The organism is Microcoleus sp. B4-C1 (assembly GCF_036705285.1).
In the GTDB taxonomy this organism is placed as follows: Bacteria; Cyanobacteriota; Cyanobacteriia; order Cyanobacteriales; family Microcoleaceae; genus Microcoleus.
Map to the genome: position 1 here is coordinate 41733 of NZ_JAUBUC010000007.1, position 14262 is coordinate 55994.

Consider the following 14262-nt stretch of genomic DNA (forward strand, 5'->3'; position numbering starts at 1 on the left):
GCTAATTATATCCTAACTGCTTTAATGATTTGGCTATATGTTTAAAATCTCGATACCCGCTAGGGAAAGAATCAGCAAATTGCGGAGGCGAATAAAACCGGCCACGCTCGAAAAGAAATGTCAATAAATTATTATTTGTCAGACTTTTCGGTTGAGATTGAAAGGTCGGTGAAAATAGCTGGCAGCCGAATAGTAAAGGTAGAACCTTTGTCCACCTCGCTGAATGCGGTAATGTCTCCGCCCATCATTTCGCAGAATTTCTTAGTAATCGTCAGCCCCAAACCAGTGCCGCCGTACTTTTTAGTAGTTGAGGAATCTGCTTGGGTGAAAGGCTCAAAGATTCTGGCTAACTGTTCGGGACTCATGCCAATGCCGGTATCTTTGACCGTAAAAATGATCCAATCTTGAGCGGAAGATAATAGAGACAAGCTATTTTCATTTTGGCCACCTCCTCTATACGCTCCAAGTGTTTTGCCTTTCTTTGCAGAGTCGGCGGGGGGTTCGACGGATCGGGTAACGGCGAAGGTAATCGCGCCGGAGCAAGTAAATTTCGCGGCATTGCTGAGGATGTTGAGCAGAGACTGCCGGAGTTTAGTCAAGTCGGTCTGCATTGAGCCAATATCATCGGGGCATTGTATTTCTACAATATTGCTATTTTTGTCTGCCATCGGCGCGATCGTGGCAACTACTTCCTCAACCAGAGTTGAAATGGTGAAGGTTTCGAGGTCGAAGTCGATGCGGCCTGCTTCAATTTTGGTCAAGTCGAGAATATCTTTAATCAGCGCGAGTAGGTGCTGGCCGGCCGTGTTAATTCTCTGGAGGTCGTCGATGAACTCTTCGGCACCGAGGTCTCGGGCGTCTTCTTGCAGGATCTCGCTGTAGCCGATGATGGCGTTGAGGGGGGTTCTGAGTTCGTGACTCATGTTGGCGAGAAAAATGCTTTTGGATCTATTTGCAGCTTCGGCGGCTAATGCGGCGCGGCGGAATTCTTCGGAACGCAAGCGTTCGGTGATGTCGGTGGTCATGATTAAAACGCACTGAGTGCTGCCGAGGTGGATGAGTTCCACTGACAGCAGCCAGTCGCGCACTTCGCCGGCTTTGGTGCGAATTTTGATTTCTTGGTTGCTGATCGAATTTTGTGATTGCAAAATCTGGGCGAGCCGCCCCCCGTCTTCTGAATTGACAAATATTCCTAAGTCGCTGGGAGTGCGGCCGAGAAATTCGTGCCGCAGCCAGCCTAATGAGCGCAAAAAGCTTTCGTTGGCATCGAGGAAGCATCCGTCTGTGAGGGTGCAGATGCTGATCCCGACTGGGGAGGCGTGAAAGGCTTTGGAAAATCTTTCTTCTGAAGAACGCAGGGCGGCTTCGGCTTGCTTTCTGTCTGTGATGTCTTGGACGGTGCTGGTGATGTAGAGGGAGGTGACGGCGGCTTGTTCGTAGACTGTGCGGTTGCTACCGTCGGGGAGTATGAGCCTGTAGTCGATGCTGTAAGGCTGTTGCTGAAATAAAGCGGCTTCGATCGAGGTTCTGACTAATTCTCTGTCTTCCGGGTGCACGTATTCCAAGAAGGCTTCCAGGCTGGGTTCAAAAGTTCCGGGTTCCTGTCCCAGGATGCGGTAAATTTCCTCTGACCATCGCAATTGCTGGGCGTTGCGGTCTAAGTCCCAGTTGCCTAGCTGGGCGATGCGTTGGGCGTTAGCGAGGCTGGCTTCGCTGGCGCGCAGGGAGACTTCTGCTTGGTGGCGTTCGGCGACGGTGGCAGCTAAGACTAAGCCGGTGACGGCGATGACGGCGATGAAGGCTTGCAGGGATAACAGTGCTTGGGGGATACTGCTGGCGTGTTTGAGGAAGGGGCCGCTGCCTCGGGCGATACCCCAGATGGCGAAGCCGCAGAGGATGAAGTTGGAGAGGGCGGTGTAGCGCTGACCGAATCGAAAGGCAGCCCAAACTACTAGGGGAAATGGTAAGTATTCGAGGGGATAGCGGGCGTAGGCGGCGCGGGTGCGGGAGCAAAAGACGAGCCAGCCGACTGCGAGTAGCAGCAGCAGCCAAATCGCTCGTTCAACTATCTGTTTGCGATGGGTGGGGACTTTGGGCATTTGTTGCCACGTCAGTAGCAGCGGGGCGACGAGCACAATTCCCATAGCGTCTCCGACCCACCAAGTCCCCCAAATCGTGCCAAAATCGCTCCAGCTAGATATACCACTCAGGCATACGAGGATACTGCCGATGGTGGAGCTGATCAGGGTAGATCCCAAGGCTGCTAGTCCGACTATTCCTAAAACGTCTTTGAGCCGATCGAGCCCGGCGCTAAAGTTAAGGCCTTGGAGTAGATAAGTTCCCGTCCACGCTTGCAGGCTTCTGGCGCCTGCCGATATCAATGCCGTGGCGATGTTGGCCGACGGTACGTTCATGCTGAACAGGAAGCCTCCGATCGCGATTCCCGGCCACAGTTGCCGCCCAAACAGCAGCAGGGCGACTTGGGCAATTCCTGCTGCTGGCCACATCGGGTAAATTTCTGAACTGAGGGTGAGGGTGGAAATGGCGAATTGCGACGCCCAATAGTAGACCAGGGCGATCGTGCCTACTGCGAGGAAGTACCGCCAGGAATGTCCTTTGATTGCATTAAGGAACTTTGTCTGCATGGTCGTTTGGGGAAAAGGTGGACGGTTGTTGGGGTCTCAGTATGTGGCACGGGACAGGCACAGGGTAGAGAAAATGTTTCTATTAGGTGATGGTAGGTCATGAGTGGTAGGTAGTGGGAGAAGCGTTTGAGCTAACTTTTTGTGGTGCCGTTGAGGGTTCGGTTTTTTTGTTGGATCAAATCTGCCCATGAATTTCGAGAGGAGCGCTTTTTTGTAAATATATCTCTAATGGCTAAGCAATTGGTTTGTAAATTTTTGGTTTTTGTTAAAAATTTATTACCGAGCGACAGTGGGTGTCTTTTTGTGTCGGGCGATCGTAACTCTATTCACCCTAACATTTTGCACCATGCTCAATAATACCTAAAATACCTAAAATACCTAAAATACCCATAACCGCGACGTAAAATCTCTGCTTTTAGGTAAGTTTGGGGCAAGAAACACGGTTTCTGATTAGAAGTGCAGGCGGTAGTGATTTTCACGAGATTTTCAACCAATTAATCGACGCTGCAAGTCTTGCGATCGAATACAGTGAAAGCGGATAATTTACAGCTAAGAAAAATATTTTTTCTGGTCTATTTCTCTTTAGCTGTTGCAATATCTAAGGTTAGTGTCAAACGCTCTTGAGATTCTTTAAGGGCATCTTGGGGGTTGCCGCCGAGAAGGGTTGCCTCTATGGCGCGACCGAGGTTTTCTGACAGGCGGGAGTAACCTGATATAATGGGTCGCGCTCTGGCTGAGTTCATTTGTTCTAAAAATACTCGCAAAACAGGGTTTTTTTCCACAAAGCTTTGATAAGCTTGGCTCTGTCTCGATTTTAAGTTAATGGGTAAATAACCTGTTCCCAATGCCCATGCTGTTTGGAATTCTTCACCTATAACGTATTCTAAGAATACTAGGGCTGCTCGCTCTCGTTCTGGCGAGGTTTTCATTAAAAATAGGTTTTCACCCCCTACGACGGCTGCGGGGCGTTTGAGGAGCGGTAAAGGCATGGCTCCGTAGTCGATCGCGCTTTGCTGCAACTGTGCTAGCGTCCACGGCCCGGTGATTTGCATGGCGACTTTGCCGGCGATGAAGTTGTCGAGTTCGTAACCGCGTTCGGGTGCTGACAATATTGCTGAACCTTCTTTTAACAAGTCGCTCCACAATTCTAAGGCGGCGTGAGAACCGGGATTATCTATTTGGGGTACAGGACTTTGAGGTGTTTTGCCTTTGAGTTCGCCCCCTGCGCTGAACATGAATGGCAGCCAGGTAAATACTGTCCATTCTCCTTTGCCTAGGGGGAGCACTATGCCGTGTTGGTCTGTGCGGCCGTCTCCGTTGGTGTCTCGCGTGAGCGATCGGGCTACTTGCTTTAATTCCGCCCAATTCTGCGGCACTTTTTTGATTCCTGCTGCTGCAAATAAGCTGGGACGGTAAAATATGGCGACGTTGTTTGTGCCTAGGGGAACTGACCAAGTGTGTCCGCCAAGTTCCATTGACTCGAAGAGGGCCGGGTCGATTTCGGCTTTCCGGGGCGATTTGTCGAGCCAGTTTTCTAAGGGTTCAATTGCGTCGAGTTCTGCTAGTTTTCCTGCAATTGAGGGGCCATTCCACAGCACATCCGGCGGTGCATTTCCAACTATTGCTGTGAGTATTTTTGGTAGTTGTTGGTCGGGCTGACCGATGTAAACTGGTTTGATCTGGATGTTGGAATGTGTTTTGTTGAATTTGTCTGTGAGGGTTTGAAATACGTCGCGGTTTGGCGGAGGATTGATGCCGTGCCACAGTGTGAGTTCGAGTGGTTCGCCGTTTTTTGATGCGGGTGTTGTGCTGTTTTGACAGCCGCTTAATATTAGCAAATTTAAGGTAAGTAAAATGCAGACAGCTAGTTTTAGTTGCCTTTTAATTGCTTTGGATAATTTGGATAATATCATTTTTTATTTGTATTCAGGGAGGAAGATTTTTTTAACGGCCGAGGAACGCGGATGGACGCGGATAGTTAGATGTTGGTAAAACGAGCTAAATCTAGAAAATCTGCTGGTAGCTACTTTTTTATATCTCCGAGGTATTTTAAACAAAACGGTGAAAGCTCCTGCTCCTAGTCTATCTTGCGGCCACATCCGATAGCAAGAAATTTCTGTCAGGTGCGATCGATATTTTTCTAAATGAGGAACAGAGACTGGCCCAAAATCGGGGAATTTGCTTAACAGCCATTGGCTGACTTGTTCATTTTCTGCGGTTGAATAAGTGCAGGTCATGTATGCAAGATAACCTTGGGACGCTACAATTTTAGCAGAATTGGCTAAAATTATTTTTGGGCGGTTGGCATTGCTGTTGATGGTGACATGATGAAAGCAGCCGGGTGCTTTGTCTCCTTTTGCTAAGAGTGATTGACCAGTACAAGGAGCATCTACTATTACTAAATTAGCCGTTTGTGGCATCTTTTCGGCAAGTATTTTTGAATCGACGTTGGCGGCGGCGGATGGGTTAATTTGGCAGCGTCTTAAATTAGAGATCAGCATTCCCATGCGTTTGCCTATGACTTCGTTGCACAACAGCAATTCTGGGTTTAATGTTTTCCAGGCAAATATACTTTTTCCTCCGGGGGCGGCGCACATATCTAAGATTAGTTTGGTTTGCTGGGGTATTGTTAACAATGTGGAGGCTGCGAAGATTGAGGAAAAGTCGAGACAGTAGTAATGTCCTGCTTGATGTAAAAAAGGTTTTCCCGGCTGGGATTCTCATGCCAGTCTATCTACAAATGGCGGTTGCCAAGAAACTGGAATTTCGATATCAAATGGGTTTTTTGTTGGTTTTGGTTGCACCCACAAGATAGCAGGATTAAAAGGTTGGGGATTGGTGACGGCATGAATAAACTTTTCTTGTGCGGCGGTGTCGGCAAATAAGCTGCGGCTGAGTTTAAGCAGGAGATTCGACGGGCTTTCCATGTTCGAGGAGGTATGATCGCAATTTTGACAACTTTACCACCTATAGATTGTAGGCGATCGTCCTTCGGAACACCCCTCTCTCACTTTAATCAAGCAGTCCTAGGGTGCGTCGCCATTAAAAATCCCAAAGAGGGGTGGGGGGGGTTTTGATCGTTTGTCGATGGGTAGCAAATATGTGGATGAACCCGCCCCTACATGGTAAAATTATTGGTATAATCTTCAATAAAATATGTAGGGACTGGTTCACCGCTCAATTGTGCCACCCACCAATCATCTGAATAAACCCGCCCCCACCCCAGCAACAGCCCCAAAAAACGCTTAGATTCCATCAATATCTTGTTGATCAAGCCTGAACCATACCAAATAGGAGCAATTTTTTATGACTAAAGCATTACCCGGAAAAAAAAGTGTTTTGGTTCAGATTAAAAATGATGCTGATGCGAAACTTCTTTCGACAGAATCTCAAGCAGATATCCAAGCTCGAACCGCCCTCTCTATTGCTAATATCAATGCAGACACTGCGATTTCTATTGCCAAGATTAATTCAGAAAACGCTAACAAACAAATAAAACTACAAGAAAATATTTCTATTCTCCAAGCCTTGCAACATCAAGCCACCCTTGATGTCACAAGGGAAGAAGGCGAATTAAACCGAGATTTACAGCAATACCTCGCAGAAATGAATAGTGCTTGTCAACGCAATGAAGGTATGCTAAACCGCGAGTTACAATATAAATTAGCGGATTTAAATTGGGGTTTTCAAGCCAATGAAGGCCAACTCAACCGCGAACACAGCGCCCAACTAGAAGTATTGCGCGCCGAATTGCAAAAATTTTGCCTCGCTCAACAGCGTCAGCTCCAACTAGAATTAAAACAGTTAGATGCTCTCTTAGCACGAGAGATTGCTCAGGCAAATCGCGAAACAGCAATTGCCACCATTGTTAAACAAAAAAACTTAGAAAATTCCCCAATTTTAGTCACCGCCGAAAACCTTATTGCCAACATCAACCCCGAAGATACACCCATTTTACGAGTTTTCTTATCACCGCCAGTCTTGACTCACGATGCTGCTAGACCAAATCAAAACTTTCCGGTATCTGAGGAATTTTTAAGCAATTATCTGCGAAACTTCCTAGACAAGTATATCACCGAGGGCCGGCCAGTGCAATTTATGGGCGGTTATTGGCGGAGTAATGTTTTTCGGGAAGAAGCGGCGGCGGAAAACTTATTTGCAGGTTTGCGGGTAATTCCCACACTCATTTTAGACTCATCCGCCACGCCCGATGACTTTTATTTGCGCTTTGGCTTTTGGCATATTAATTTCAAAAAATATCGTTACCAAACCCCAATTCATCAATTACCTTGGGTTGAGGTATTGTATGATTTTGCCAAACAACGGGCTGTGAATTGGCAAGGGAAACGACAAGCGTATATTGACTCTGGTAAGCCTGTGGCTGATTTTGATAGCCGTTATGGTGAGGAAACAGTTAAAGGCTATCAGCAAAATTTACGAATTTTGGAAATTGAACGCGGTGCCCTAGAGGAAGGAGAAGATTTAAGCGAAATTCATCGCCCTTATCATTTGCACAAAAATGATTACAATGATTTGGCCGAATTTATCGGGATATTCCATGCTTTAATCGCCGGGTTAATTGTTGATGAATATTGTCTGATATTTCTGCCTCCAAACGAGCAAAAAACACCTTTGCTGCCGCAGTTACTCCCGGAAATGTTGGCAAAAATGCCCGCAGAGGAACAGGAGACTGTCATAGAAATTGCAGTGGGTTATTATCAGGCATTATATGACAACTTGGCTGAAGAACAGTCGGCATTAATTCCTGATTTGCGTTTGGATTTAGCTGTATCTCTGTTGAGTTTGGCTGACAAGCAGTGGGCCGCAGCACAGTTATATTTGTCTGTCCAAGATTGGTTAAAACTGCATGGTTTGCCGATTCCAGAACAAAGTCAGTTATTAAATGCTTTGGCTGCGGCTTTAACCATTGATGATTTGCCCTATGTAACCAAGCTAAATCAATGTTTGCAAGGTTTGGGGGCGGATTTACAACTAAGCGCGATCGAGTCTTGTTGGCAACGGGGTTTACAACGGGCAAACAATGGGGAATATTCCTCGGCAATTACAGATTTTTATCAAGTTTTACAGTTAGATAGTTCTCGCTTAGACGCGAATATTCAGCGCGGTTTGGCTTATTATCAAGTTTGCGATTATGAGGGCGCTATCGCAGATTTTGACCTGGTACTGCGATTAAATCCTAATGATGCTCATACTTACCATCATCGCGGGCTAGTTTATCATAAATTAGGACAGTTAGAACAGGCAATTGAAGATTTTAATCGCGCTTTGCAAATTGATCCGAGTTTACCGGGTGTACTGCATATTCGCGATGTGGCTTTGGGTACATTAGAGGAGAGAAAACGGGAAGCAGAAGCGGAACGTCAGCGCCAGGAGGAAGAAAAAAGGGCACGTCAACGCCGGGAAGCAGAAGCAATAGTACCTCAACGTCAAGCAGCCGCAGCGGAACCTTTGCACCGGGAGGAAGAAGCTAGCAAAGGTAAACCATTTACTTTTAAAATCATTAAGGTGGACAAGTATGGGAAACAAAGTAGTAAGAAGTCAGGGAAAGCTTATCAAAAAGAGGAAGATTTAGGCAAGGGGGTGAAACTGGAAATGGTGCATATCCCCGCGGGTAGTTTTATGATGGGTTCACCATCGGGAGAAGGTAATGATAATGAACGCCCGCAACATCAGGTCACTTTTGCCCAACCATTTTATATCGGAAAATATCCCATTACCCAAAAACAATGGCAAGCGGTGATGGGATATAACCCTTCTGATTTTAAAGGTGCGAAGCGGCCTGTAGAACAAGTAGCGTGGAATGATGCTGTAAGTTTTTGTCAGAGGCTATCGAAGAAAACCGGGAAAAACTATCGTTTGCCGAGTGAGGCGGAATGGGAATATGCTTGTCGGGCAGGTACGAGTACAGCTTTTCACTTTGGGGAGACAATTACCCCAGATTTAGTTAATTATGATGGCAATAATCCCTACGGTTCTGCACCCAAAAGACTTTATCGCCAAGAAACAACGGCAGTGGGGAGTTTTCCTCCGAATACCTTTGGACTTTACGATATGCACGGCAATGTTTGGGAATGGTGTGCTGATCCTTGGCATGGCGATTATAACGGCGCACCATCTGATGGTAGTTCCTGGGAAACTGGCGGAAATGATTACCGTGTGCAGCGTGGTGGTTCGTGGAACAACAATGCGGTCGATTGCCGTGCTGCCGACCGCCACAATTCTGCGGGCTACTCGTACATCAGGAACAGGGGTTTTCGTGTAGTGGAGGCTTTGGCTCTCCCTTCTGCGGGCTACTTGAACGGGTACAGGGGTGTTCGTGTAGTGGAGGCTGTGGCTCTCCCTTCCTGGCTGTCTTGGCTGTGTGTACTCTTCTTTGCTTTTTTGCTCTTTTTCATTTTCCGGTAGTGCGTTAGCGCTTTAAAAAAATTTCAGGAGCGATCGCAAATCCGGTTAAATAGACATAATTTCGGTACGGGCGGGTTCACCGAAATATTTGCCACCAATCGACAAATTATCAAACCCGCCCCCACGCCACCGAGATGTTAAATAATTGATGGAATTTAAGGGTTGTTTGGGGTTATTGGTTGGGTGGGGGCGGGTTTATAGATATTTGGGGTGTCAATTAGAGATTGTTGGTGAACTCGCCCCTACAGGTTTTCTTGAAGATTTTACCAAGAATTTGACCATCTATGTAGGGGGGGTTCACGCCTGATATTTGCCACCCATCGACAAACGATAGAAACCCGCTCCCACCTCACTATAAACTGCCGACTTGTATAGATTTTGGCTACACACGCATCTATAATATGTTATGGTTTTTTCCGGCTGTTCTACATAACTAAAAGTATATGAAAATTGTCTTTTTTGGCACTCCCGATTTTGCTGTTCCTACTTTATCCAGTTTGCTAAGTCACCCAGAATTTGAGGTTGTGGGTGTAGTGACTCAGCCGGACAAACGTCGGGGAAGAGGCAATCAATTGATGCCTTCACCTGTAAAAGATGTGGCTTTAAATCACAGTCTCCCGGTTTGGCAGCCGCGCCGAATTAAGAAGGATGCGGAAACGCTTGCTAAGTTGCGAGAAGCGGAGGCGGATGTGTTTGTGGTGGTGGCTTACGGCCAAATTCTTTCTCAAGAAATTCTGGATATTCCTAGTTTGGCTTGCGTTAACGTTCACGGTTCAATTTTGCCGAAGTATCGCGGTGCCGCGCCGATTCAGCGCTGTCTTTTTGACGGGGAAAAGACAACAGGAATTACTACTATGCTGATGGATGCTGGGATGGATAGTGGGGCCATGCTATTGAAGGCTTTTGCTGGTATTTCGCTGTTGGATAATGCTGATTCTTTGGCGGATAGGTTGGCGGAAGTTGGGGCGGATTTGTTGATAGAAACTTTGGTGAAGTTGAGGGATGGGGAAGTTAAAGCTGTTGTTCAAGATGATGCTGAGGCGACTTATGCGCCGATGATTAAGAGTGCAGATTATGTGCTGGATTGGTCGAAAAGTGCGATCGACCTTCACAATCAAGTTAGGGGCTTTTTCCCGGATTGCACGACGACTTTTCGCGGCAATTCTCTGAAGGTGATAGCTACTGTGCCCGTCGGGCCGGAATATTGGCTGCAAATGCCAGCGGATTTGAGAGTTTTGGAACGCGAATGGCCTGTTTTGGATCAGTTATCGGGCGCAAATGGGGCAGTTGTCAAGGTTGTGAAGGGCTTGGGGGCGATCGTCCAAACCGGCGATGGTTTATTATTATTGCGGGAGGTGCAGTTGGCGGGGAAAAAGGTGCAGTCTGGGGTGGATTTTGCCAATGGAACTCGGTTGGCTGTAGGGGAAGTTTTTGGGAGGGTTGAAGTTAAGTAAATGAGTGGTAGGTAGAAACCGGGTTTCTGCGAATCATTTGGGTTGAGTACGAAAAATATAGGAAGAAACCCGGTTTCTGAGATTGTGTGGTAGGGAAAATTTACATACCCGATCTTACCTAAAATTCTACCTAAAATTCCACCAAAACTTCCTCCGTACCGCCCAACAAACCCTGCGCCGCCTCCAACATACTCTCCGCAACATCTTTCAAATCTTCGCGACTTGCTAAATAAGTTTTCAAAGCTTCTAACGGTTCTATACTATTATTAGCATTCAATTCGGGCAACCGCGGCCTCGCTAGCTGACTGACTAATTCCGGTTGGATTGTGTAGCTGTGCGCTTCGCCCAGAAGTGTGTGCAATTCTCCGTTATCTATTAAATCTAATTGTTCCGATCGCAATTGGTAAATTAATCTCACAACCGCGTCTTGTATCTCTTTCTTGCCAATAGCTTTAACTAACTCGGCTTGCGGGTTTTCCGATTCGGAAACATTCACTTTAATCGTCTGAAACACCCGCACTGGCAAAGTGCAAAATTCCCACTCAGCTTTCCCCCGTTCCACATTAACTAACACAAAACCTTTATCTTCTTTCTCTTCGCTAAAATCAACTCGTTCGATACTTCCGGGATAGATTACGGGCGGATTGTTGGAAGCGTTGAGATTTTGGTGTTTGTGTACGTGGCCGAGAGCAACATAATCAAAACAAGGGCGAGTTAGCATGGAAACGGGAATGTTAAAACCTTTACCAACTGCTAAAAAACGCTCGGCACCCAAACTCGCTTTATCTGCCATTAAATGCGCTAAAAGTACGGTGGGTATGTCGGGGTTGAGGCGGCGGATTTCGCCTTCCATTGCGATCGTCAGTTTTTCGGTTAATAATTGGTTAACATCGCCCATAGACAGGCTTTCAGTCTCGGATCGCGTCATTAAGGTCGATCGAGTCAACCAAGGCAATGTTACCACCTGTACGGGCCCGCTGCGGGTTTGAATGAGGTGAGTGTCCAGGCGATCGCCTACAATAAACTTAGGTATCCCCAAAGTCCGATAAATTCCCAAACTCGCGCCACCTTGTCCCTGAGAATGTTGGTCGTGATTTCCTACTAGCAAAACAGTCGGAATTTGCGCGTCCACCAAGCGGCTGAATTGGCAAGCAAAAGCCTCTTTAACAAACGGTGGAGGCGTCGAATCCGGGAAAGCATCGCCGCCGAATATAACTAAATCTACGGGTTCAGAAATTGCTCTATCCATACATTTGCTCAGCGTCGCCGCGAAGTCTTCCAGCCGCGTATTTAAACCGGTTTCTGGATTAATCCGACCGTGAGAAAAGCCGCTGCCCATGTGAATGTCTGAAAGGTGTAAGATTTTAATCATTGTTTTTTCTATTTGTTAGCTATCGTTTCGGTTCCTAGTGAGGACTTCAGTCCTCAGAAGAAAAACTTGCATTCCTGACTACGAACCAAAGAAATTTTTTTTTCATACATCACAATATGAGGCCGGGTACTTTTTGATAAACTTGTGCGATCGGGCAGCGAAAATCTATACTCGTTAACTCTAACTCCTCTCCTTGTCGGTAAGTCTGAGAAACCCAATTTCCCTCAGCGTTGACGCGAAAACACTCAATTTTGATTTCTGATTGAGTTATGAGTACGTATTCTTGCAAACTCGGAGAAGTTTGGTAATCTGCAAATTTATCGCCTCTGTCAAAAGCTGCCGTTGAGGGCGACAATACCTCAACTACTAAAGATGGATATAAAATGAAATCTTCAGTAGTTGAGGTATCCCTTTCGTCGCAAGTCACCGCTACATCAGGATAGTAATAGCAATTTGCCTCTTCCAGTCTGACTTTTATATCTGATGGTAAAACGATGCAGTCGGTGTCATCAAGATGATTTCCCAGCCGCCTTACTAAGTTACTAGCAATAATGATATGGGGCTTTTTTGCCCCTGTCATTGCATAAACGTGTCCGCGTCTGTACTCATGTTTGATCGGGCTTACTCGCTCGCCTTCTAGGTACTCTTCTGGAGAAATGTAGAAATTATTTTTGCTGATAACCATTGATTTTTACTCCGATGATTTTATCTGATACTATGTGTTTGAACTCACATATTCGGGGAAGGAAACGGCAGTGCCGTTTCCCTACAAATTTAACAAAACTCCAGAAATCGTGCGTGCCATAATTTGCCGCTTTCCGTCAAACCCTGCGATCGCACTTTAATTTTGACACTTTTGGGGTTAGCCTCGTAGAGTCGGGCAATTTCCTGCATTTCCTCCCCGCTAAACCCGGTTCCCACGGTTCCTACTGGGACTAATTTGCCATCAATTTCTTGCGCTACTTTGACGGCACTAAACGGCCGCCCCGCAACTTTGGTCGCCGTCAAACCCACAATAAATAAATCGTGTTCTTGACAGTATTTAGTCCTCACCATCGGATATTTCTTAACATCTTTGCCGCCGACATATTGGCAGTTGTGCAACACCCAAACTTCGCCTTCTCTATTTTCAGATTCCTGCTGATTTGCCAGGACGAGTTTTTCGGCGGTGGTGCGAAATGTCGGTACAACTTCAAAGGCTGGGGATAAATTAGCCAGCATTTCGCCAACTTCAACTCCCGCTGCAATTCGTTCGGATTCTGCCACGGTAGTTAAATCATTGCCTTTGAAAAACAAACTTTTAAAAATGCCATAAATTGCGTTGGGCTGGATTGTGGGAAAACCGCTTTCAATATTAACTGTAGCAGCTTGCGCGCCGGTGCGGTGTTCGCTGCCGGTACAGCTTTTGTAATACAGTTCGCCGTCTAAAATAAAGGTGCCAATTTTAGCGGCTGTGTCGATTAATGTGCGATCGATCTCAACCGATGCCTGTTGCCGCAGGTTAGTCGATCGCGATTGGTAGTATGCTTTATCTGGCGTCGCGATGACCACTACTCGATTGCCGTCGCGCTTTGGCTGTCCCCAATAATCGGGATTTTCGATGTAATAAGAACGTTCACTCGGCGCGTCAACTGGCTGCATCGTGACAATCCTTCCCGGCTGCAAATGCGGCGGTAATTCGGGAACAATGGGGCTACTAACAGTCTCTATTGTGGCAGCGGTAGTTGATTTGGCAGCAGGAGCAAGATTGGTGGTAGATTTGTTTGGAGTATTGAGGGCGATCGGCTTTTCTCCGGTTTCCAATTCAAAGGCTCTTTTCCAAAAGCCGATCGCCATTTCGGGGTATCCTTCCGACTCCGCGCACAGTGCAAAACCAATAACTTTTGCCGTACCAATTCCGCGCCCGTAATCAGCTAAATACTGCACTGCTCCCGCTTCTCCCATCAAGTGCAATTCTCGCTGAACAATGCGATTGTTCCAGCGTTCTCGAATGTCGGCGCTAATTTTTTTTGCTGCTTTTCGCTTGGCTTCTGCGTATTCGGTGCAGTCCATACTGCCTCCTTTATGTAGGGCTATTTCTATACTATACTAAAGCTTGATTTATTAGTCAATCGTAATTGGACAATTAGGTGGTGTGAATAAATTTAACTTTTTCATTGGTGAACTAGATTTATTTTTTTACCGCAGAGGCGCAGAGGGCACAGAGGAAGAGCAGAAAGAGAGTAATCTAAACTCTCTAATCCCCAATCTAAAATTGATATTAGGTAGCCCCAAAAAATGCTACTGTAGGCAAGAGCGAAACGATGATAATCATCCCTCCCTAATCTAAAATCTAAAATCTAAAATCTAAAATCTAAAATTGTAT

10 protein-coding genes are annotated in these 14262 nt (G+C 46.5%); 2 read left to right on the forward strand and 8 right to left on the reverse strand.

All coding sequences use genetic code 11. The annotated features are described in order from the left end of the window. Nucleotides 1-131 precede the first annotated feature (131 nt). The 5 genes from QUB26_RS04450 to QUB26_RS04470 all read right to left on the reverse strand — a co-directional run bounded on the left by QUB26_RS04450 (nt 132) and on the right by QUB26_RS04470 (nt 5901). Nucleotides 132-2645 carry an MASE1 domain-containing protein gene (locus QUB26_RS04450; RefSeq protein ID WP_333236300.1) on the reverse strand — a complete coding sequence of 838 codons (2514 nt, stop codon included), beginning with the start codon at nt 2643-2645 and terminating at the stop codon, nt 132-134. A gap of 572 nt (nt 2646-3217) precedes the next feature. Further along, the gene (locus QUB26_RS04455) at nt 3218-4558 is read right to left on the reverse strand and encodes an ABC transporter substrate-binding protein (protein ID WP_333316940.1); all 1341 of its coding nucleotides are present in this window, start codon (nt 4556-4558) and stop codon (nt 3218-3220) included. Nucleotides 4559-4561: 3 nt separating this feature from the next. Then, on the reverse strand, nt 4562-5281 hold the full coding sequence (locus QUB26_RS04460) for a hypothetical protein (RefSeq protein WP_333316942.1): 720 nt from the start codon (nt 5279-5281) through the stop codon (nt 4562-4564). Nucleotides 5282-5365: 84 nt separating this feature from the next. Beyond that, nucleotides 5366-5572: a hypothetical protein gene (locus tag QUB26_RS04465; RefSeq protein WP_333316943.1), complete on the reverse strand. Its 207-nt coding sequence runs from the start codon at nt 5570-5572 to the stop codon at nt 5366-5368. A gap of 191 nt (nt 5573-5763) precedes the next feature. Next, a complete protein-coding gene (locus QUB26_RS04470; protein WP_333316945.1) occupies nt 5764-5901 on the reverse strand; it encodes a hypothetical protein in 138 nt (45 codons plus the stop codon). Nucleotides 5902-5951: 50 nt separating this feature from the next. Here QUB26_RS04470 and QUB26_RS04475 point away from each other — a divergent pair, with 50 nt between their 5' ends. Both QUB26_RS04475 and fmt read left to right on the forward strand, forming a co-directional pair. Continuing rightward, the gene (locus QUB26_RS04475) at nt 5952-9071 is read left to right on the forward strand and encodes an SUMF1/EgtB/PvdO family nonheme iron enzyme (RefSeq protein ID WP_333316947.1); all 3120 of its coding nucleotides are present in this window, start codon (nt 5952-5954) and stop codon (nt 9069-9071) included. A gap of 443 nt (nt 9072-9514) precedes the next feature. Further along, nucleotides 9515-10525: a methionyl-tRNA formyltransferase gene (fmt, locus tag QUB26_RS04480; RefSeq protein ID WP_333316949.1), complete on the forward strand. Its 1011-nt coding sequence runs from the start codon at nt 9515-9517 to the stop codon at nt 10523-10525. Between the two features lie 130 nt (nt 10526-10655). On the opposite strand, the gene sbcD is transcribed toward fmt, so the two are convergent. From sbcD to QUB26_RS04495, 3 genes are all read right to left on the reverse strand, one after another. Further along, nucleotides 10656-11897 (reverse strand): exonuclease subunit SbcD, encoded by a 1242-nt coding sequence (sbcD, locus tag QUB26_RS04485; RefSeq protein WP_333316951.1) that lies wholly within the window; start codon nt 11895-11897, stop codon nt 10656-10658. Nucleotides 11898-12006: 109 nt separating this feature from the next. After that, nucleotides 12007-12582 carry a Uma2 family endonuclease gene (locus QUB26_RS04490; protein WP_333236315.1) on the reverse strand — a complete coding sequence of 192 codons (576 nt, stop codon included), beginning with the start codon at nt 12580-12582 and terminating at the stop codon, nt 12007-12009. An 89-nt stretch (nt 12583-12671) separates the two neighbouring features. Then, the gene (locus QUB26_RS04495) at nt 12672-13949 is read right to left on the reverse strand and encodes an ATP-dependent DNA ligase (RefSeq protein ID WP_333316953.1); all 1278 of its coding nucleotides are present in this window, start codon (nt 13947-13949) and stop codon (nt 12672-12674) included. Between the last annotated feature and the right edge of the window lie 313 nt (nt 13950-14262).